Origin of the sequence: Luteibacter sp. SG786 (genome assembly GCF_011759605.1) — a bacterium.
GTDB lineage: Bacteria > Pseudomonadota > Gammaproteobacteria > Xanthomonadales > Rhodanobacteraceae > Luteibacter.
On the sequence record NZ_JAAOYX010000002.1, the window covers coordinates 256,040 to 276,194 of the forward strand.

Consider the following 20,155-nt stretch of genomic DNA (forward strand, 5'->3'; position numbering starts at 1 on the left):
CACACAAGCCAAGCAAGCTTTGTGTGGGAGCCGCTTCAGCGGCGATGGGGGCTCGCGGCAAGCGTGCCCGCTGCCGCGGGATCGCCGGCATAGCCGGCTCCCACATGGTTGCCGGTTACCAAAGGTTTTCGGTTCCCCTATGCGTCCGGGGCTTCACGGCCTCCCCACGCACGCCGCCGCATCCTCCCCGCGCCCCAAGGAGGATCTCCATGCTCAAGTACGCCATCATCTTCGGCCTGATTGCGCTCGTGACCGGCGCGCTCGGCTTCAGCCGCGTCTCCGGCGTGGCCGCGACCATCGCCAAGGTCTGCTTCGCCATCTTCCTGATCCTGTTCGTGATCGCCATCCTGGCCGTCATCGGCGTCTTCAAGCTCGCCTTCTGACGCCCCTGCCAGACTCCATACGGAAGCGGATGCATGGCATCCTAGGGGACTGATGCGTGGCCGAATTCCCGACAGCTTCATCGATGAACTGCTGACCCGCGTCGACATCGTCGACGTGATCGAGCGGCGCGTGCCGTTGAAGAAGGCAGGCCGGGAATGGACGGCCTGCTGCCCCTTCCACAACGAACGCTCGCCCTCCTTCTACGTGAGCCCCCAAAAGCAGTTCTTTCACTGCTTCGGGTGCGGCGCACACGGCAGCGCGATCAAGTTCATCATGGACTACGACCGCCTGGAGTTTCCCGACGCCATCGAGGAACTGGCGCAGTCGGCCGGCCTGAAAGTGCCTTACGAAGGCGCCCGCGACGATAAGCCGCGGGAAGACCGCAGCGACCTCTACACGCTGCTCGATGAAGCCGCCTCGTTCTACCAGCGCGAACTGGGCAACAGCCCCGAAGCCCGCGCCTACATCGACCGCCGCGGGCTCGACGACGACATCGTGAAGCGCTTCCGCATCGGCTGGGCGCCGGCCGGATTCGATGGCGTGCTGAAGGCGCTGGGCACCACCGATCGTCGGCGGCAGCTGCTCAACGAGGCCGGCATGGTCGCCAGCAACGAGCGCGGCAACCGGTACGACCGATTCCGCGAACGGGTGATGTTCCCCATCCTCGACCGGCGTGGGCGCGTCATCGCGTTCGGCGGCCGCGTGCTGTCGTCCGAGCAGAGCCCGAAGTACCTCAACTCGCCGGAAACGCCCCTTTTCCACAAGGGCCGCGAGCTCTTCGCCCTCTGGCAGGTGAAGCAGGCCCACCAGCACCTCACCCGGATCATGGTGGTGGAGGGCTACATGGACGTCATCGCGCTGCACCAGGCGGGTCTGCCGATCGCCGTGGCCACGCTGGGTACCGCGACCACGCCAGAGCATGCCGAAGTGCTCTTCCGCGCCGCACCCGACGTGTACTTCTGTTTCGACGGCGACCGCGCCGGCCGCCAGGCAGCGTGGCGCGCGCTGGAATCGATCCTGCCGCGCATGCGCGACGGCCGCCAGGCGCATTTCCTGTTTCTGCCCGACGGCGAGGATCCGGACACGCTGGTGCGCAAGGAGGGCAAGGACGGCTTTGAGCAGCGCATGAAGAACGCCATGCCGATGTCGGAGTACTTCTTCGAGGAACTGGGTCGCGACGTCGACACCAGCCGCCTCGACGGCAAGGCACGTCTCGCCGAACGGGCCCGTCCGCTCATCGCGAAACTGCCCGACGGCGCCTTCCGCGACCTGATGGCGCAGGAACTCCAGCGCCGTACGGGCGCACGCGCCGTGCTCGAGGCCGAGCCGGAACCGGCGCGCCGGGCGCCGGCCCGGCCGGCAAACGTGCAGCGCAGCCTCGTCCGCAGCGCCATCACCCTCCTCCTGGCGCAACCCTCGCTGGCCGACGAAGTAGAGCCGCCCTACGCCTTCCTGCGCCTGGACAGGCCAGGCGTCGATCTGCTGGCCGAACTGATCGACGTCGCCCGCGCCCGTCCTGGCATCAACCCGGCCGTGCTGGTCGAGCATTTCCTCGACCGGCCGGAGTATCCGTCGTTGCAGAAGCTGATGCAGGCCGAAGTGATCGGCGAGGCCGACATGCAGCGCGTCGAGTTCCTCGACGCCCTGGCCCAGATGCAGCGCCAGGTCACTACGCAACGCCGCGAGTACCTGATCGCCCGCAGCCGCGAGGGCGTGCTCGACGACACCGAGAAAGCCGAACTGCGCGTGCTGCTCGCCGCCCGCGCGGCACCCGCCCCGGCGGACGGCGAATGATGCGCCGCATCGCGGGCATAACGCGATCCGTGGGATCATCCCGCCTTCGTATTTCCAAGGGACCGGCCCGGGCCGGATTCGTGCGCCACTGATGGACCTGCTCAACGACCTCGTCGATTTCTTCGGAAGGAACGGCTACCTCGCCGTCTTCTTCGCGCTGATGCTGTGCGGCGCAGGCCTTCCGCTTCCCGAAGACATCAGTCTGGTCGCGGGCGGCATCATCACCGGTCTGGGCTACGGCGACGTGCACACCATGGTCGGCGTGGGGATGGCCGGCGTGCTGGTGGGCGATTCCACGATGTTCCTGCTCGGCCGCCATTTCGGGGGGCGCATCATGAGTTGGCGCCTCGTGGCCCGGCTGCTCACGCCGGAACGCTATGCCAAGGTGCAGGAGAAATTCGAGCGCTACGGCAACCGCATGATGTTCGTCGCACGCTTCCTGCCCGGCATGCGCACCGCCGTGTTCATCACGGCCGGCGCCACGCACCGCGTGGGCTTCTTCCGTTTCCTGCTCCTCGACGGCCTCGCCGCCGCGATCAGCGTGCCGATCTGGGTCTACCTTGGCTATTTCGGCGCGCACAACCACGAGTGGCTGGCGATGTGGATCCGCCGCGGCCAGACCGGCGTATGGCTCGCCATTGCCGCCGCCGTCGTGGTGCTCGGCGTGATCTGGTGGCGAAAACGGAAAGCGGCACGGGATTGCTGAGCCGCGCGGGAGGCACTGGGCCCCTGCCTGCGCAGGGGCGACTGCGGTAGGTGGGTGTGTTGCGAGCAACGTCGGGAAACACCGTCGCCCCTGCGCGGGCAGGGGCCCAGCGTCTTTACCGGGCGCCGCCAAGTTCGGCGAACAGCCAGGCCCTGAACAGTTCGGTTTCTTCCCGCGCGGTCGCCTCGTGCGATACGGCCAGGTAATACGTGTGCTGCAACGGAACGTCGAGCCGGAACGGTTCCGCAAGCCTGCCCGCGGCCACGTCATAAGCCACCAGCAGTTCCTGGGCCAGGGCCACGCCCTGCCCTTCGATGGCGGCCTGCAACATCATCGTGCCGTCGCCGAAACCCATTTCGCGCGACACGACGCCGGGAGCGACACCGGCTCGTTCGAACCACTGGTCCCAGCCCACGGCGGGAGCCGCGCGGCGGCCGGGACGCTCGTGTAGCAGCACCTGGGTGGGAAGGTCTTCGGGGCCGCGCAATTGCCCTGCCACGGCCGGCGAGCACACCGGGGTGTAACGACTCACGACAAGGATGGATTGCTCGCGTCCCTCGCCGAGGCGATCGTCCACCGCCAGATCCCAATCGCCGCCATCGCCGCCGTCGGTGACCACCTCGACGGCGATATCCGGGTGCTTCGCGAAGAAGCGGAACAGGCGCGGTACGAGCCATTTTGTGCCGAACGTCGGTGGCACCGAGACCCGCAGCGAGGCGTTCCGCTGACCGAGAACCTGGTCGGTCGCTTGCTGCAGTGCACGAAAAGCGTCGCGAATGCGCGGAAAGTAATTCTCGCCGGCGGCCGTGAGTTTCAAGCGATTGTTGCGTCGCACAAATAGCGGTGTGCCGAGGTACGACTCCAGCAATTTGACTTGCGCACTGACCGCCGCAGGGGTAAGAGCCAACTCCTCCGCGGCTTTCGTGAAGCTCGAATGCTGCGCTGCAAGCTCGAACACGCGCACGGCGTTGAGGGGTAGCGAGCGCTTCATTGCAAGGTCATCAAGAAAAATTTGGGGAAGGCCCGAAGAATTTCTAGTTTGCCTGCGTCGGAAGGCCACGCCAAGAATCCGGGGCGACCCAGAGCGGATCCCCGATGAATATCCTCACCATCGACACCGGCACCACCAACACGCGCGTCAGCGTGTGGCAGCACGGCGCCGTCATCGGACAGGCAGCGCGGCAGGTCGGCGTACGCGACACGGCCATCACCGGCAGCCGCACCCGGCTCGAAGAGGGCGTTCGCGAAACGATCGCCGAAGCCCTGGCCACAGCGGAACTGGGCGAAGGCGACATCGATCGGGCCCTGGCCTCCGGCATGATCACCTCCAACATGGGCCTGTGCGAGATTCCGCACGTCGTGGCGGCGGTGGGCATCGACGACCTGGCCGGCGCCATGCGCGAAAGCCACCTGCCCAACGTGTGGCGCGACCCCATCTGGTTCGTGCCGGGCGTACGGAACGCGGTGGAACACATCGGCCTGCACAACTGCGAGGCCATGGACATGATGCGCGGCGAGGAAGTGGAATCCTTCGCGCTGGTGGAACGCCTCGGCCTCGACGAACCCACCGTCATCGTGCTGCCGGGTTCGCATTCCAAGTTCGTGAGCATCGACGCCGAGCGCCGGATCGAGGGCTGCGTCACCACGCTTGCCGGCGAACTGCTGCACGTGATCTCGCACGACACGATCCTCGCCAGTTCGCTCAAGGAAGGCTTCGCACAGCGCATCGATGCCGAGATGCTGCTCGCGGGCGCCGCCTCGGCGAAGAAGATCGGCCTGGGCCGCGCCTGCTTCAGCGTGCGCATTCTCGACCAGTTCGCCGTGTACGACGCCAACGCGCGCGCGAACTTCCTGCTCGGCGCCGTGCTCGGCTCCGACCTCCTTACCCTCAAGAATTCCAGCGCGATCCGGATGAGTCCGGGCACGCGCTTCGTGGTGAGCGGCAAGCCCATCCTGCGCGAGGCCATCGCCCGCCTGGTGGAAGGCGACGATTTCTTTTCCGGCACCGTCACGGTGCTGGGCGACGACGAGCAACGCGACCTTGCAGGACACGGCGCCATCGCCGTGGCACGCCAGCGCGGGCTGGTCGGCTAAACCTACTTCGTTTCACGAGGAGCAGCACATGAAGATGAATATCGCCAATGGTCTGAAGGCGCTTGCCCTGGCGCTCGCCCTTTCCGGCTGCTCCGCGGCACCCAACGACGAAGTGAAGATCGGCTTCGTGGTGAAGCAGCCCGAGGAACCGTGGTTCCAGGACGAATGGAAGTATGCGGAGCAGGCAGCGAAGGAGAAGGGCTTCACCCTGGTGAAGATCGGCGCCCCCGACGGCGGCCAGGTGCTCACCACCATCGACAACCTCAAGGCACAGCACGCCCAGGGCTTCATCATCTGCACGCCGGACGTGAAGCTCGGCCCTTCGATCGTCGCCAAGGCCAAGGCCGACGGCCTCAAGCTAATGACGGTGGACGACCGCCTCGTCGACGGTGCCGGCAAGCCCATCGAAGCGGTTCCGCACATGGGCATTTCCGCATCGAAGATCGGCGAGCAGGTCGGCCAGGCGATCGCCGACGAAATGAAGAAGCGCGGCTGGAAGCCGGAAGAAACCGGCGCGCTTCGCGTGTCCTACGACCAGCTGCCTACCGCACGCGAACGTACCGAAGGCGCGATCGAGGCACTCAGCGCGGCCGGGTTCCCGAAGGACAACATCGTCAACGCGCCCCAGGCGAAAACCGATACCGAGAATGCCTTCAACGCGGCCAACATCGCCATCACCCAGCATCCGGACTTCAAACACTGGGTGGCATTCGGCCTCAACGACGAAGCCGTGCTCGGCGCCGTGCGCGCGGCGGAAGGCCGCGGCTTCTCGGCCGAGAACGTCATCGGCGTGGGCATCGGCGGCAGCAAATCGGCCCTCAACGAGTTCTCCAAGGCACAGGCCACCGGGTTCTTCGGCAGCGTGCTCATCAGTCCGAAGCGGCACGGTTACGAGACCTCGGTGAACATGTACGAGTGGATCAAGAACGACAAGGCACCGCCGGCGCTCACGCTCACCACCGGCCAGCTCATCACGCGCGCCAATGCGGACGAGATCCGCAAGGAAATGGGGCTTTGACCATGGCCGACGTTCCGCGGCTCGAGTTCCGCCATATCGGGAAGACCTTTCCCGGCGTGCGGGCGCTCGGTGACGTCGGCTTCGAAGTGCGCGCCGGCAGCGTGCACGGCCTGCTCGGCGAGAACGGCGCAGGCAAGTCCACGATGATGAAGATCCTCGGCGGGGAATACATTCCCGACGAGGGCGAGGTGGCCATCGACGGCCGGACGATGCACTTCCGCAGTGCCGCCGACGCCATCGACGCCGGCGTGGCGGTGATACACCAGGAACTCCAGTACGTGCCGGAGCTTTCGGTCATGGAGAACCTTCTGCTCGGGCGCCTGCCGACACGCTTCGGCCTTGTCGATCGCCGCCGCGCGCTGGCCTGGACCCGCGAACGACTGGATGCGCTGGGCGTCGATCTCGACCCGCGCGCGAAGCTGAAGAAGCTCTCCATCGGCCAGCGGCAGATGGTGGAGATCGTGAAAGCCATCCTTCGCGACGCGAAGATCCTCGCCCTGGACGAACCCACCAGCTCGCTGTCGCACCGCGAGACGGATGTACTGTTCCGCCTCGTGCGCGACCTCCGCGCGCAGGGCAAGGCGATGATCTACATCTCGCACCGTATGGACGAGATCTTCGAACTCTGCGACGCCGCCACCATCTTCCGCGACGGCCGCAAGGTGGCCGATTTCGACACGCTGGAAGGCGTCACGCGCGACACGCTGGTGCAGCGCATGGTCGGCCGCGAGATCAGCGACATCTTCGGCTACCGCCCCCGCACACAGGGCGACGTGCGCCTTTCGGTCGAGGGCGTCACGGGCCGCGCGTTGCCGGTGCCGACCAGCTTCGACGTGCGCGCCGGCGAGATCGTGGGCTTTTTCGGCCTCGTGGGGGCCGGACGGTCGGAGATCATGCGCGTGGTGTACGGCGCCGATCGGCGGGTCTCGGGCGAAGTGCGCGTGGACGGGCATCCGGTCCGGCCCTCGCGCATTCGCGACGCCATCCGCCACGGCCTCGTCCTCTGCCCCGAGGACCGCAAGGAGGAAGGCATCATCGGCGTGCGTTCCGTGTCGGAGAACATCAACATCAGCGCCCGCCGGAACCACCTCACGGCGGGGCTCTTCGTGAACGACCGCGTGGAGGCACGCACGGCCGACAGCTTCATCGAGCGCCTGCGCATCCGCACGCCGCACCGCCGGCAGGAAATCCGCCTGCTTTCCGGCGGCAACCAGCAGAAGGCCGTGCTTTCGCGCTGGCTCGCCGAAAAGGACCTGCGGGTGCTGATCGTCGACGAACCCACGCGCGGCATCGACGTGGGGGCCAAGAACGAAATCTACAACGTGCTCTACGAGCTCGCCGAACGCGGCGTCGCCGTGGTGATGATCTCCAGCGAACTTCCCGAAGTGCTCGGCGTTTCCGATCGCGTGATCACCATGTGCCACGGCCGCATCACGGGGCAGTTCGATCGCGCCTCGGCCAACGAACAGAACGTCCTCGCCGCCGCCCTGCCCGAAGGCGCGGGAACCACCCTTCCAAGGAATGCCTGACCCATGACCGAGTCCAACGCCGCCGCCATCGCCGCGACTCGCGAGACGCCCCGCGACCGCCGCCGCGCCCTGCTCTGGCAGCTTGTCGACGATTACAGCCTGATCGGCATCTTCATCGTGCTGTTCGCCGTGCTGAGCATGACGGTGCGCTACTTCTTCTCGTGGGACAACGTCGTGGGCCTGGCCCTGTCGGTGTCGCAGATCGGCATGGTCGCCTGCACCATGATGTTCTGCCTTGCCTCGCGCGACTTCGACCTTTCGGTCGGTTCCACCGTGGCGTTTGCCGGCGTGTTCTGCGCCATCGTGTCCAACGCCACCGGCAGCGTGGTCATCGGCATCGCCGCGGCCATCGTCGCCGGCGCGCTCGTGGGCTTCGTGAACGGCGTGGTCATCGCGAAGCTCAAGATCAACGCGCTGATCACCACCCTGGCCACGATGGAGATCGTGCGCGGCCTTGCGTTCATCGCCTCGCACGGCCAGGCGGTGGGCGTCAGCAGCGAAGCCTTCTTCACCCTCGGCAGTTCGCAGTTCCTGGGCCTTCCGGTGCCGGTATGGGTCACGCTCGCCTGCTTCGTCGTCTTCGGCGTGCTGCTTAACAAGACCATCTACGGCCGCAACACCCTGGCCATCGGCGGCAACCCCGATGCGGCGCGCCTCGCCGGCGTGGCCGTCGACCGCGTGCGCATCGCCATCTTCCTCATCCAGGGGCTCATTGCCGCGCTGGCGGGCGTGATCCTCGCCTCGCGCATGACCAGCGGGCAGCCCAACGCCGGCGAGGGCTTCGAGCTCAACGTGATCTCGGCGTGCGTGCTGGGCGGCGTGTCGCTCATGGGCGGCCGTGCCACCATCAGCGGCGTGCTCGTTGGCGTGCTCATCATGGGCACCGTGCAGAATGCGATGAGCCTCATGAACATCGACGCCTTCTACCAGTACCTCGTGCGTGGCGCGATCCTCCTGATCGCCGTGCTCGTGGACCAGCTAAAGAACCGCAGGCAATCCCGCTGATGACCGACTTCAAACCGATTTCGCCACAACGCCAGGCCCACGCCGAGGGCGTGATCTGGGACGACCACGCCAACCTTGTGCGCTGGACCGACATCGCCACCTCGCGCCTGTACGCCTACGACCCCGCCACAGGCGCCGTGTCGGAGGCGGTGCTTCCCGCCCGCCTGTGCTGCTTCGCGCTGACCCACGTGCCGGGCGTGCTGCTGCTGGCGCTGGAGAAACAGCTGGCGCGCTATGACACCCACGACGGCACGCTGCACGTGCTGGAGGACATCGAGCCCGACCTGACCGGCATGCGCGCCAACGACGGCCGCTGCGACCGCGGCGGCAACTTCGTCTTCGGCACGCTCAACGAACGCGGTCCGGAGAAGACGGCTTCGTTCTGGCGCTATACGCACGACGGCAAGCTGGGCCGCCTGGCCCTGCCCAAGGCAGCGATCACGAACAGCATCTGCTTCAGCCCCGACGGCGAGACGATGTACTTCACCGACTCGCCCACCGCCCAGATCATGGCCTGCGACTACGACGCAGCCAGCGGCGAGGTCGACCGTATCCGGGTATTCGCGGCACTGTCGCCCGGACTGGAGCCGGACGGCTCCACGGTCGATGCGGAAGGCTTCCTCTGGAACGCCCAGTGGGGCGGTTCGCGCGTCGTCCGTTACGCGCCGGACGGCAGGGTCGACGCGACGATCGAACTGCCGGCGCGGCAACCCAGCTGCGTGAGCTTCGCCGGCCGCGAGCTCGACCGCATGGTGATCACCTCGGCCCACAAGGGCCTGGACGAGGCGGTGCTGCGCGACGAGCCCGCCAACGGCGCCATCTTCATCGGCAGCCCGGCGCACGGCCGCGGACTGCCGGAAGCCCGCTACGGTCACGGAGTGAAGGCATGACCCGCCGCCCCGATCCCCGCACCACACCGCTTCCCCGGCTCGCCGGCAAGGTGGCCATCGTCACCGGCGCCACCCAGGGTATCGGCGCGGCCACCGCGCGGCTCTTCGCCGCGCATGGCGCGAAGATCGTCCTCAACGTGCTCGAAGACAACGCGCAGGCGCGCGACACGCTCGCCAGCCTCGACACCGACGACGCCATGCTCTTCGAGGCGGATGTCACCCGGCCCGACGCCATCGAGCGCATGGTCGCCGCCGCCAACGAACGCTTCGGGCCGCCCGACGTGCTGGTGAACAATGCCGGCATCAACGTGTTCAACGACCCGCTGTCGTTGAGCGACGAGGAATGGACCCGCTGCTTCGAGGTGGACCTGAAAGGCGCCTGGAACTGCGCGAAGGCGGTGTTGCCGGGCATGCTCGCGCTCGGGCGCGGCAGCATCGTGAACATCGCCTCGGTGCACGGGCACAAGATCATTCCGCACTGCTTCCCCTACCCAGTCGCCAAGCATGGCCTGATCGGCCTCACGAAGGCCCTGGGCATCGAATACGCCGCGCGTGGCATCCGGGTGAATTCGATTTCGCCCGGCCTCGTGCTCACCGCGATCGCCGAAGCCGGTTTCGCCGCCGCGCCCGATCCCGAGGCCGAGCGGCGGAAGCAGACCGAGATACTGCCCAACAAGCGTATCGGCGAGCCGGAGGAAATTGCCTATACCGCACTGTTCCTCGCCTCCGACGAAGCCCGCTACATCAACGCCGCCGACATTCGCATCGACGGCGGCCGCTCCCAGCTCTACCACGAGTGAACGCCATGGCCTGGCCGACCGCCCTACCCCTCATCGCCATCCTCCGCGGCATTACCCCGGACGAGGTGGTCGCCCATGTCGAGGCACTGCTCGAAGCCGGCTTCGACGCCATCGAAGTACCCCTGAACTCGCCCGACTGGCAGCGCAGTATCCCACTGGCACTCGAGGCGGCTGGCGACCGCGCCCTCGTGGGCGCCGGCACCGTGCTCACGCCGGATGCCGTGGATGCCGTGGCCGACCTCGGGGGCCACCTGCTGGTGACGCCGAACACCGATGCCTCCGTGGTCCGTCGCGGCCGCGAGCGCGGCATGTATACGTCCATCGGCTTCACCACGCCCAGCGAGGCCTTCACCGCCCTGGCGGCGGGCGCGCAATCGCTGAAGCTGTTCCCGGCGTCGCAATGGGGGCCGGGCTACGTGAAGGCGATCCGCGCCGTTCTGCCGCCCGACGTGCCCCTGCTCGCCGTGGGTGGCGTCACGCCCGAGAACATCGGCCAGTTCCTCGACGCCGGCTGCATCGGTGCAGGGTTGGGCGGCGACCTGTATAAAGCGGGACAGCCGGTATCGCGCACGCGTGAGCGCGCGCAGGCCTTCGTCAAAGCCTATCGCTCGGTATAAGCATGAAGATCACCCGCATCACTACCTATCGCGTCCCGCCCCGCTGGATGTTCCTGAAGATGGAAACCGACGAAGGCATCGTCGGCTGGGGCGAGCCCGTGATCGAAGGCCGTGCGCGCACCGTCGAGGCAGCGGTGCACGAGTTGTCCGAGTATGTGATCGGCAAGGATCCCTCCCGCATCAACGACCTCTGGCAGACCATGTACCGCGGCGGTTTCTACCGCGGGGGTGCCGTGTTCATGAGTGCCATCGCCGGCATCGACCAGGCCCTGTGGGACATCAAGGGCAAGGCCCTCGGCGCACCGGTGTTCGAACTGCTCGGCGGCCGCGTGCGCGACCGCATGAAGACCTATTGCTGGGTGGGCGGCGACCGTCCCGCCGACATCATCGCGCAGATCCGCGAACGTCTCGCGCACGGCTTCGACACGTTCAAGATGAACGGTTGCGAAGAGATGGGCATGATCGGCTCGAGCAAGGCCGTGGACGATGCCGTGGCACGGGTGGCGGAAATCCGCGAGGCCTTCGGCAACACCATCGAGTTCGGCCTCGATTTCCACGGCCGTGTTTCCGCACCCATGGCGAAAGTGCTGGTGAAGGAACTGGAACCGTTCCGGCCGCTCTTCATCGAGGAACCGGTGCTCGCGGAACAGGCCGAGTACTACCCCCGCATCGCCGCGCAGACATCCATTCCCCTCGCCGCCGGCGAGCGCATGTATTCGCGCTTCGAATTCAAGCACGTGCTGGAGCGCGGCGGCATCGCCATCGTGCAGCCCGACCTGTCGCATGCCGGCGGCATTACCGAGTGCGTGCGCATCGCGGCCATGGCCGAAGCCTACGACGTGGCCTTCGCGCCGCATTGTCCGCTGGGGCCCATCGCGCTCGCATCCTGTCTGCACGCCGACTTCGTCAGCTGGAATGCCACGCTGCAGGAACAGAGCATGGGCATCCACTACAACCGCGGCGGCGAAGTGCTGGACTACGTGCTCAACAAGGAGGCACTGGCACTGGACGAAGGCGGTTACGCGAAACCGTTCACCGCGCCGGGCCTCGGCATCGAGGTCAACGAGGAACTGGTGATCGAACGCAGCCGCGACGCCGCCGATTGGCGCAACCCGCTGTGGCGGCATCCGGACGGGTCCGTGGCGGAGTGGTGAGCGTGGCGGCGGCTTGCCCGCTGCCGCGGGATCGCCGCTGAAGCGGCTCCCACAAGGAGCCTCGCCAATTCCATGGTGAGGATACCCATACAGGCAATCCGCCCGCTGCGCCGAAGCGGTTCACCGAAAGATTGTCGCCATTGCGTTGTGTGGGAGCCGCTTCAGCGGCGATTCGGGCCTGCCGCGGCCGCCCGGGCATCGATCACCCGCACCTCGCCCGGTGCCAGGCCATCCAGCCGATAGCTGCCTACGGCTTCGCGGATCAGACGCAGGGTCGGCAATCCCACCGCGGCGGTCATGCGGCGAACCTGGCGGTTGCGGCCCTCGCGCAGCACGATGCGCAGCCACGCGTCCGGCACCGTCTTGCGGTAGCGCACCGGCGGGTCGCGCGGCCATAGCCATTCGGGTTCATCGATGGCCTCGACACCGGCCGGCAACGTAGGACCGTCGTTCAGCACCACGCCGCGACGCAGGCGTTCGAGCGCTTCTTCCGAAGGCGACCCTTCCACCTGCACCACATAGGTCTTCGGTTGCTTGTGCTTCGGATCGGCAAGGCGGTGCTGCAGCGCCCCGTCGTCGGTCAGCAGCAACAGCCCTTCGCTGTCCTGGTCGAGCCGGCCGGCTGCGTAGACACCCTTCTGTGGCACGAAGTCGGCCAGCGTGCGCCGGCCGGCTTCGCCCGTGAACTGGCAGAGCACGCCGAAGGGCTTGTTCAACGCCACCAGCACTCAGCAAATCCTCCGCGCGCCGTGACCTTGCACGGCGCGATCCAGTGCCGCTCGCGTCACTTCGCGGTGGAGGGTTTCACGAAGCGGAGCGTCATGCGGTCGGACTCGCCGATCGCAGCGTACTTCGCCTTGTCCTGCTCGCCCAGTTCATACGTGGGCGGCAACGTCCAGACGCCCTTCGGGTGATCGTGGTTGTCCTTCGGGTTGGCGTTGATTTCGCTCTGCCCGTCGAGCTTGAAGCCCGCGTCGGTCGCCAGCTTGATGACGTAATCCGTCGGCAGGTAGCCCGTGTTGACCACCTGGTCGAGCGTCTTGCCCTTGTCGGCGCGATGGTCTTCCACGCCCAGCACGCCACCCGGCTTCAGCACCTTGTAGAACGCCTTGAACATGACTTCAGCGTTGCCGTCGGCGGCCCAGTTGTGCACGTTGCGGAAGGTCAGCACCATGTCGGCCGAGCCGTCCGGGCCGAGGTTGGGCGCCTTGTCGTCGAACTCGACGAGCTTCGCGTTGCCGAAGTGCGCCTGGTCGAACCTGAACTTGTTTTCCAGCGCCACCTTGCTCTTGGACCCGGTCGGCACCGCGCCGATGTAGTGGCCGTTGGCGTTGAGGAACGGCGCGATGATCTCGGTGAACCAGCCACCGGACGGCCAGATCTCGATCACGGTCATGTCGGGCCGGATGCCGAAAAAGCCGAGCGTCTGAGCCGGATGGCGATAGGGGTCGCGGGCCTTGTTCTTTTCCGAGCGCCAGTTGCCGTTCACGGCCTGCTGGAGCTGGGCGGAGGCCACCTGTCCCGCACTGGCCGGCGGCGTGGTCTGCCTGGGCTGGTCGACGTCATAGGCAACGGCCACGACGGAGGCCACGAGGCCGATCACATTGGCAACGATGAACTTCTTCGCGAATTTCTTCATGGCGGCGCCGCTTCCTGTGGGGGTGGGCGGGAAGGCTAGCACGCCAAGCCGGGCCTGCCGCCTTGAGATAACGCATACACTTCCTTAAGCACCATTGTCTGCCCACGTCCCCGGGAAGCCGCGCATGCCCATGACCCACGCCCGCACCCTGGCCGGCGCTATTTTCTTCGCGCTGTGCGCAACGGCCGCGGCGCAGGAGGCCCGGCTCGCTCCCGTCGTGGTCACGGCCACCCGCACCGAGCAGGCCCCGTACGACATCCCCGCCGCCATCGACGTGGCGGCAAGTCCACCGGACGGGTCGCTCGACGTGAACCTCTCGGAGCGCGTGCAGGCCATCCCCGGCATCGTGGCGCGCGACCGGCAGAACTATGCCCAGGATGCGCAGGTTTCGATTCGCGGATTCGGTGCCCGTTCCACCTTCGGCATTCGCGGAGTGCGCCTCTACACCGACGGCATCCCCGCCAGCATGCCGGACGGCCAGGGACAGGTGTCGCACTTCAACCTGGATTCGGCCGATCGCGTGGAAGTGCTGCGCGGACCCTTCTCCGCGCTCTACGGGAACGCCTCCGGAGGCGTGGTGCAGCTGTTCACCGCCGACGGCACCGATCCCCCGGAACTGCGCTTCGGTGTCGCGGTAGGCAGCAACGGCAACCTCAGGGCGTCGGTGAATGCCAGGGGCGTGGAGGGGCCGGTCGACTACAACGTCGACTTCACCCACTTCCGCACCAGCGGCTACCGCGACCACAGTGCCGCGCGCCGGGAATCGGGCAACGCCAAGATCGGCTGGAAGATCGACGACGATGCGAAGCTCACCCTCGTGGTCAACACGCTCGACGTGCCGGACGCGCAGGACCCGCTCGGCCTCACCCGCGCGCAGTACCAGGCCGACCCGCGTCAGGTGGCCGCCGTGGCGAAGACGTTCGACACACGCAAGTCGGCCGACCAGCAGCAGGCGGGCCTCATTTACGACCAGCGTATCGACGACGCCAACAGTCTTCGCGTGATGGGGTACTACGGGCAGCGCGGCGTCACCCAGTACCTGTCGATCCCCGTGGCCACGCAGGTCTCGCAGCCCGGCAATTCGGGCGGCGTGGTGGACCTGTCGAACGACTACGGCGGCGGCGACGTGCGCTGGACCTGGCGCGACACGCTTGCCGGGCGCCCCTTCGAACTGGCGGCCGGCATCGCGTACGACAACCAGGAGCAGCATCGGCAGGGCTACGAGAACTTCGTGGACGACACGCTGGGCGTGCGTGGCAAGAAGCGCCGCGACGAGATCGATCGCGTGTTCGACTTCGACCAGTATGCACAGGCCACCTGGCGCGTGGCCGACGACTGGACCCTGATGGGCGGCGCGCGGCACAGCGAGGTGCGCTTCCGTTCGACCGACCGCTATGTCGCGCCGGGAAACCCCGACGACAGCGGCACGGTGAGGTACTCCGCGACGACGCCCGTGTTCGGCGTGCTGTGGCGCGCGGCGCCATGGATGCATGTCTATGCGAACTGGGGCCGGGGCTTCGAAACCCCAACGTTCTCCGAGCTGGGCTACCGGGCGGATCGCGGCCCGGGCCTCGCGTTCGACCTCAAGCCGTCGCATTCGCGCAACGCCGAACTCGGCCTGAAACTTCGCCCGGCGGAGGGCATGGAGGCGGGCCTTGCGCTCTTCCGTGCCGACAGCGACGACGAACTCGCCGTGGCGACCAACCTCGGTGGCCGCACGACTTACCAGAACATCGCGCGCTCGCGCCGCCAGGGCATCGAGGCATCGTTCAAGGACGAGCTGACGAACGATCTGCATGTCGTCGCGTCGTACACCCACTTGCAGGCCAGCTTCCGCACACCGTTCCTGACCTGCGTCTCCGCGGGGTGCCCTGCGCCGGACACGCCGGTACAGGCCGGCACACGCATCCCCGGCGTCCCGCGCGCCACGGGCTATGCCGCACTGCGCTACGGCGCCACGAAGGGATGGCAGGCAAGCATCGATGTGAGCGCGATGGGCGCCACCCCGGTGAACGACCTGGGTAGCGAATCCGCGCCCGGCTATGCCTTGTTCGGGCTCTCGGGAGGCTATGTGTTCGACCAGGGCCCGTGGCGCGTGAACACTTTCGCACGCGTGGACAACGTGGCCGACCGGCACGTGGTCGGCTCGGTGATCGTCAACGACGGGAACGGCCGCTACTACGAACCCGCGCCGGGCCGCACGTTCCTGGTGGGTGTGGACGTGCGCTGGCGGTAACCGTGCTCCCTTGTGAGAGCCGGCTGCTCTTTGTGGGAGCCGGCTTCGCCGGCGATCCCGCGGCAGCGGGCACGTTTGCGACAAGCACCCATCGCCGCTGAAGCGGCTCCCACACAAAGCATGCTCGCCTTGTATGGAAGGATGTCTTCTGGGGGGGCCGGCTTCACCGGCGATCCCGCGGCAGCGGCCCAGCCATCAGCCCGAAATCGCCAGACGCTCCGAGCGGTACATCCATGCCGTGGCCCATACGGCCAGTATCGCCGCGGCGAAGCCACCGGCGAGGCACAGGCCCATCTGCCAGCCGGGCACGCCGTCGCCACGCAGCAGCTGCACGATGCCGAGGTTCTGACCCAGCAGCGGCACCGCGTACATCCACGGCTCCGCGCGCACGGGGATGACCGAAAGAAGCGCGCTGGGCAGCACCGGCACGATCATCAGGATCGACAGGTACGTCTGCGCCTCGCGATAGCTTTTCGCGAAGGCGGACACCAGCGACTGCAGCGCGGCAAGCAGAAGAATCAACGGCAGCATCAGCAATACCACCTGCGCCCCGAAGCGGAAGCCCAGATCGAGCGCGATGCCGAGCTTGTCGGTGGGGATGAACCACGGTGCGGTGGCGAAGGCGGCCACGCTGAGGAGCAGGCTCACCACCGAGAAACTGCAGATGGCGCCGAGCTTGCCGGCGAGGATCTTCCAGCGCGACACCGGATTGACGAACAGCGGCTCGAGCGACTGCCGCTCGCGCTCGCCGGCGGTCAGGTCGATGGCGAGGTACATGCCCCCCAGGAACACGGTAAGCACGAAGAAGTACGGCAGGAACGAGAACATGAGCGCGGACCGCGATTGCGACGTGGCCTGGTCGCGCTCGGCCACCTGTACCGGCCATGCCGTGGTGGGCGACATACCGCGAGCGATGAGGCGCATGGCGCCTTCCCGCTTGCCATATGACTCGACGGCATTGCGCACACGCGCAACGGGGGTCGATGCGTCCCGCCGCGAGGAGTCGTAGATCAGCTCCACCTGCACGGCCTGTCCCTCGCTCCAGGCCTTCGCATAGGCAGGGGAGATGCGCACGACCACGTCGGCACGCTGTTCGCGCACGGCCGTTTCCGCATCGGCGAGCGCCGGTGCCGCGTCGATGCCCGCGCTGCGCAACGCGCCGACGAGGTTGGGGGCGAGGTCGGCACCGATGACAGGCACCGAGAGGGGCCGGTCCGACTTCGACAGCTGCTGGTTGATCATGATGTTCATCAGCATGATGAACATCACCGGCCCCAGCAGCGGCCCGGTGATCAACGCGTTGATCAGCGTGCGCCGGTCGCGCAGGTTTTCGCGCACTTCCTTCCAGTAGACGGTGGTGAACGCGTTCATGCGGCGAGGCCCTCGTCGGTTCCGATGATCTTCACGAAGGCATCCTCGAGTGTGGTCTCGCCGGTCTGCGCCAGCAACGCATCGGGCGTCTCGTCCGCCACGACGCGGCCGTGCGCGATCACCACGATGCGGTCGCACAGCGCAGCGACCTCCTGCATGATGTGGCTGGAAAACAACACGCAACGGCCCTCGGCTTTCAGGCGATGCATGAAGTGCCGCATGGCGCGGGTGGCCATGACGTCGAGCCCATTGGTGGGTTCGTCCAGCAGCACGTTGCGCGGGTCGTGCACCATCGCACGCGCGATCGCCGTCTTCACCCGCTGGCCCTGCGAGAACCCTTCGGTGCGCCGGCCGGCGATGTCGCGCATGTCCAATGCATCGATCAGCGCTTCGCGGCGTTCGCGCAGCAGCCCGGCGGGAACGCCATGCAGCTGGCCGAAGTAATCGATGTTCTCCGCCGCCGTCAGCCGCTTGTACAGGCCGCGCGCATCGGGCAGCACGCCAAGCTGCCGCCGCACCGCGGTCGGATCGACGGAAGCGTCCACGCCGTCGACGAGCACCTGTCCCGAGTCCGGCGCCATCAGCGTGTACAGCATGCGCAGCGTGGTGGTCTTTCCCGCGCCGTTGGGCCCGAGCAGGCCGGTGATCTCGCCGTCGCGCGCCGTGAAGCTCACGCCATTCACGGCGCGCACGTCGCCGAAGGTCTTGTGCAGATCCCTGACTTCGATCATGGGGTGGCTCCGTTGAAACCGACGAAGACCGGCAATGGCGCGAGGCGGTCGAGACAGCTGGCATCCAGTCCCTTCGCATCGGCCTTGTCGATAAAACGATCCAGCAGGCGCGGCATGCAGCCGCGCGCCACCACGTTGTGGCCCTGGCCCTTCAGTACGAAGTGGCGGCCGTTCGGCAAGCCCTTCAGCACGTCGTCGCCATAGCGGGGCGGCGTCACGGGATCGAACTCGCCGGACATCAGCAATGCCGGTACGGCGCTCTTGAGCGGCTGGTGGAAGTCCGCGGGACGCGTGCCGTGCGGCCACACCGAACAGGCGGTGCGGAACGCCTCGATCATGGTGTCGCCGAGGATGGTGTCCTTGTCTTCCGGCCGCGACCGCAGCAGGTCGGCATCTTCGGAACAGATCACCGAATACTGCATGCCGCCATCCATGCTGTCGCCGAGGTCGCCGGTGAGAAGCTTGGCCTGCCCGAGGAGCGGGCCAACGTCGCCATGCGCGGCAGCATCGATGGATAAGGGAAGCAGCGCGGCGGTTTCGGGCGAATAGGCAAACATGCGCACCACCGTCGCCAGCGAATATTCGCTGAGCACGCGCTGCACCGAGGCGTAGTTCTGCGGGTCGCGGAAACTCACCTTGTGCGGGTTGGCGCGCAGCGCGTCCCTCAACTGGTAAAGCGTCTGGTAAGGGTCGCTGAAGCGCGAACGGCAGGTCTCGTCGGCATGGCATCGGGCGAACTGCGCCTTGAGCGCGGCGTCGAGGTTCACCGCGAAGTCCTCGCCGAGCACCAGGCCGTTCGGCGCGATACCGTCCAGGATCAGCGTGCGCAAGCCGTCGGGATGGCGCATGGCGTATTGCTGCGCCACGCGCGTGCCATAGGACACGCCCAGCATGTCGAACTGTGGCGAGCCCAGCGCGCGGCGAACGTCTTCCAGGTCGGCCACCGCATCGGTGGTCGTGTAGAAGCGGACGTCGGCCTCTTTGGAAAGACGGCCCAGGCAGGCAAGGGTTTCCTTCCGCACCGCCGCCGCATCGAAGCCGCTCTCGTCATCCGCGCCGCCCGGTACACCCGGTTCGTCGTCACGGCAGCTCAGGGGATTCGATTCCCCTGTGCCGCGCTGGTCGAGCAACAGCACGTTGCGGTGCGTCAGCAAAGGCGCCAGCGCCGGGGCGATCGCGGTGTAGCTTTCCGCCGCCGACTGGCCAGGACCTCCCGCGATGAAGGTCACCATGTCGGGCGCGGGCACCTGCGCACTGCTGCGCAGCACGGCCAGGCGAAGCGATATCTTCCGTCCCTCGGGATGCGAGCGGTCTTCCGGTACCTCGAAAGGCGCACACCAGGCGGCGGTCGACAGTCCGGAATGCGGTTGCGCGAGTTCGCAGGGGCGTAGTTCCAGCGAGCCCAGTTTCCAGACGCGCGGCGGTGCGGGTTTCGTGGCGGCGAGAGGCTGGGTGCCCGTCGCCGTGTCGGCACCGTCGTGTCGTGTCCACTGCCGCACGGCGAAAGCCGCGGCGAGTATGACGACCACCATGGCGATCCGTGGCATCCGTTTCATGCCTGCTCCCCGGGAGTGAAGATGGATTCGATGGGCATTTCGAACAACCTGGCTATCTTGAAGGCCAGCGGAAGGCTGGGATCGTATTTCCCTGTCTCGATCGCATTGACGGTCTGCCGGGAAACGTCGAGCTTGTCGCCCAGGTCGGCCTGGGACCATCCCAACAATGTGCGCAATTCGCGGACGCGGTTATTCATCGCGAGCGGTAGTACCAGCCGAGCATGCACTTGGCCACGCCAAAGCTGCCCATGAGCGCCGGCAACACCCAGATCGCCACGGATTCCGCCGAAGGCGGCGCGATCACCCTGGCATTCAGCAACATGCCGTAGGTGAAGAATCCGAAACCTGCCACGGCGCCACCGATGGCGATGGCTTCCAGGTCGACGCGGCGCTCGAACTCGTCCTGGTCGCGGATCACCCGCACCATCGCCCGGATGACGAATGCGATCGGCAGCACGGGCAGCAGCGTGACGATCGTGCGCAGGGCGGTGCCCTCCAGCGACTTCAGCCAGCTCACCGACAGCAGGATCAGCACGACATAGGCGAACATCGCCGGAAAGAATTCGCGCATGTAACGCTTGTGTACGGCTCGCATGGTTTTCCCCGTCCTATCCCCATCGAGCCGGTGTCA

Annotated in this window: 20 protein-coding genes; 12 read left to right on the top strand and 8 right to left on the bottom strand. The window is 66.9% G+C overall.

The genetic code is table 11. The annotated features are described in order from the left end of the window. The first annotated feature begins 209 nt into the window (after positions 1 to 209). From FHS47_RS12975 to FHS47_RS12985, 3 genes are all read left to right on the top strand, one after another. Positions 210 to 383, top strand: a complete 174-nt coding sequence (locus tag FHS47_RS12975; RefSeq protein ID WP_072322409.1) for a DUF1328 domain-containing protein — start codon at positions 210 to 212, stop codon at positions 381 to 383. Positions 384 to 435: 52 nt separating this feature from the next. Continuing rightward, a complete protein-coding gene (dnaG, locus tag FHS47_RS12980; RefSeq protein WP_167028525.1) occupies positions 436 to 2,178 on the top strand; it encodes a DNA primase in 1,743 nt (580 codons plus the stop codon). A 91-nt stretch (positions 2,179 to 2,269) separates the two neighbouring features. Further along, positions 2,270 to 2,884 carry a DedA family protein gene (locus tag FHS47_RS12985; protein WP_167028528.1) on the top strand — a complete coding sequence of 205 codons (615 nt, stop codon included), beginning with the start codon at positions 2,270 to 2,272 and terminating at the stop codon, positions 2,882 to 2,884. Between the two features lie 115 nt (positions 2,885 to 2,999). On the opposite strand, the gene FHS47_RS12990 is transcribed toward FHS47_RS12985, so the two are convergent. After that, positions 3,000 to 3,875 carry a LysR substrate-binding domain-containing protein gene (locus tag FHS47_RS12990; protein ID WP_167028531.1) on the bottom strand — a complete coding sequence of 292 codons (876 nt, stop codon included), beginning with the start codon at positions 3,873 to 3,875 and terminating at the stop codon, positions 3,000 to 3,002. A gap of 104 nt (positions 3,876 to 3,979) precedes the next feature. Between FHS47_RS12990 and FHS47_RS12995 the strand changes: the two genes are divergently transcribed. The 8 genes from FHS47_RS12995 to dgoD are packed head-to-tail and all read left to right on the top strand — an operon-like array spanning position 3,980 to position 11,991. Then, entirely contained in the window at positions 3,980 to 4,978 is a 999-nt protein-coding gene (locus FHS47_RS12995) for a 2-dehydro-3-deoxygalactonokinase (RefSeq protein WP_167028534.1), read from the top strand. Positions 4,979 to 5,006: 28 nt separating this feature from the next. Further along, a complete protein-coding gene (locus FHS47_RS13000) occupies positions 5,007 to 5,996 on the top strand; it encodes an arabinose ABC transporter substrate-binding protein (RefSeq protein ID WP_167028537.1) in 990 nt (329 codons plus the stop codon). A gap of 2 nt (positions 5,997 to 5,998) precedes the next feature. After that, positions 5,999 to 7,525, top strand: coding sequence for an L-arabinose ABC transporter ATP-binding protein AraG (gene araG, locus FHS47_RS13005; protein WP_167028540.1), 1,527 nt, complete (start codon positions 5,999 to 6,001; stop codon positions 7,523 to 7,525). Positions 7,526 to 7,528: 3 nt separating this feature from the next. Continuing rightward, positions 7,529 to 8,530, top strand: coding sequence for an L-arabinose ABC transporter permease AraH (gene araH / locus FHS47_RS13010; protein ID WP_167028543.1), 1,002 nt, complete (start codon positions 7,529 to 7,531; stop codon positions 8,528 to 8,530). Beyond that, positions 8,530 to 9,420, top strand: coding sequence for an SMP-30/gluconolactonase/LRE family protein (locus FHS47_RS13015; protein WP_167028546.1), 891 nt, complete (start codon positions 8,530 to 8,532; stop codon positions 9,418 to 9,420). Before araH ends, FHS47_RS13015 begins: the two co-directional genes overlap by 1 nt. Next, positions 9,417 to 10,220, top strand: coding sequence for an SDR family oxidoreductase (locus FHS47_RS13020; protein ID WP_167028549.1), 804 nt, complete (start codon positions 9,417 to 9,419; stop codon positions 10,218 to 10,220). Before FHS47_RS13015 ends, FHS47_RS13020 begins: the two co-directional genes overlap by 4 nt. Before the next feature lie 5 nt (positions 10,221 to 10,225). Continuing rightward, positions 10,226 to 10,837 (top strand): 2-dehydro-3-deoxy-6-phosphogalactonate aldolase, encoded by a 612-nt coding sequence (locus tag FHS47_RS13025; protein ID WP_167028552.1) that lies wholly within the window; start codon positions 10,226 to 10,228, stop codon positions 10,835 to 10,837. 2 nt (positions 10,838 to 10,839) lie between these two features. Then, positions 10,840 to 11,991, top strand: a complete 1,152-nt coding sequence (gene dgoD, locus FHS47_RS13030) for a galactonate dehydratase (protein WP_167028556.1) — start codon at positions 10,840 to 10,842, stop codon at positions 11,989 to 11,991. Positions 11,992 to 12,152: 161 nt separating this feature from the next. On the opposite strand, the gene FHS47_RS13035 is transcribed toward dgoD, so the two are convergent. Both FHS47_RS13035 and FHS47_RS13040 read right to left on the bottom strand, forming a co-directional pair. After that, a complete protein-coding gene (locus FHS47_RS13035) occupies positions 12,153 to 12,719 on the bottom strand; it encodes a pseudouridine synthase (RefSeq protein WP_167028559.1) in 567 nt (188 codons plus the stop codon). A gap of 56 nt (positions 12,720 to 12,775) precedes the next feature. Continuing rightward, entirely contained in the window at positions 12,776 to 13,630 is an 855-nt protein-coding gene (locus FHS47_RS13040; protein WP_167028563.1) for a class I SAM-dependent methyltransferase, read from the bottom strand. A gap of 124 nt (positions 13,631 to 13,754) precedes the next feature. On the opposite strand from FHS47_RS13040, the gene FHS47_RS13045 reads away from it, so the two are divergent. Continuing rightward, positions 13,755 to 15,866 (top strand): TonB-dependent receptor, encoded by a 2,112-nt coding sequence (locus FHS47_RS13045; protein ID WP_208381993.1) that lies wholly within the window; start codon positions 13,755 to 13,757, stop codon positions 15,864 to 15,866. A gap of 195 nt (positions 15,867 to 16,061) precedes the next feature. On the opposite strand, the gene FHS47_RS13050 is transcribed toward FHS47_RS13045, so the two are convergent. From FHS47_RS13050 to FHS47_RS13070, 5 genes are read right to left on the bottom strand one after another with little or no spacing between them, the layout of a single operon-like run. After that, complete coding sequence (locus FHS47_RS13050; RefSeq protein ID WP_167028566.1) at positions 16,062 to 17,237, bottom strand: ABC transporter permease; 1,176 nt, start codon at positions 17,235 to 17,237, stop codon at positions 16,062 to 16,064. Next, positions 17,234 to 17,968, bottom strand: a complete 735-nt coding sequence (locus FHS47_RS13055) for an ATP-binding cassette domain-containing protein (protein WP_167028569.1) — start codon at positions 17,966 to 17,968, stop codon at positions 17,234 to 17,236. Before FHS47_RS13055 ends, FHS47_RS13050 begins: the two co-directional genes overlap by 4 nt. After that, entirely contained in the window at positions 17,965 to 19,524 is a 1,560-nt protein-coding gene (locus FHS47_RS13060) for an alpha/beta hydrolase (RefSeq protein WP_167028572.1), read from the bottom strand. Before FHS47_RS13060 ends, FHS47_RS13055 begins: the two co-directional genes overlap by 4 nt. After that, on the bottom strand, positions 19,521 to 19,721 hold the full coding sequence (locus FHS47_RS13065) for a helix-turn-helix transcriptional regulator (protein ID WP_167028575.1): 201 nt from the start codon (positions 19,719 to 19,721) through the stop codon (positions 19,521 to 19,523). Before FHS47_RS13065 ends, FHS47_RS13060 begins: the two co-directional genes overlap by 4 nt. Next, positions 19,718 to 20,119 carry a hypothetical protein gene (locus tag FHS47_RS13070; protein ID WP_167028578.1) on the bottom strand — a complete coding sequence of 134 codons (402 nt, stop codon included), beginning with the start codon at positions 20,117 to 20,119 and terminating at the stop codon, positions 19,718 to 19,720. Before FHS47_RS13070 ends, FHS47_RS13065 begins: the two co-directional genes overlap by 4 nt. Between the last annotated feature and the right edge of the window lie 36 nt (positions 20,120 to 20,155).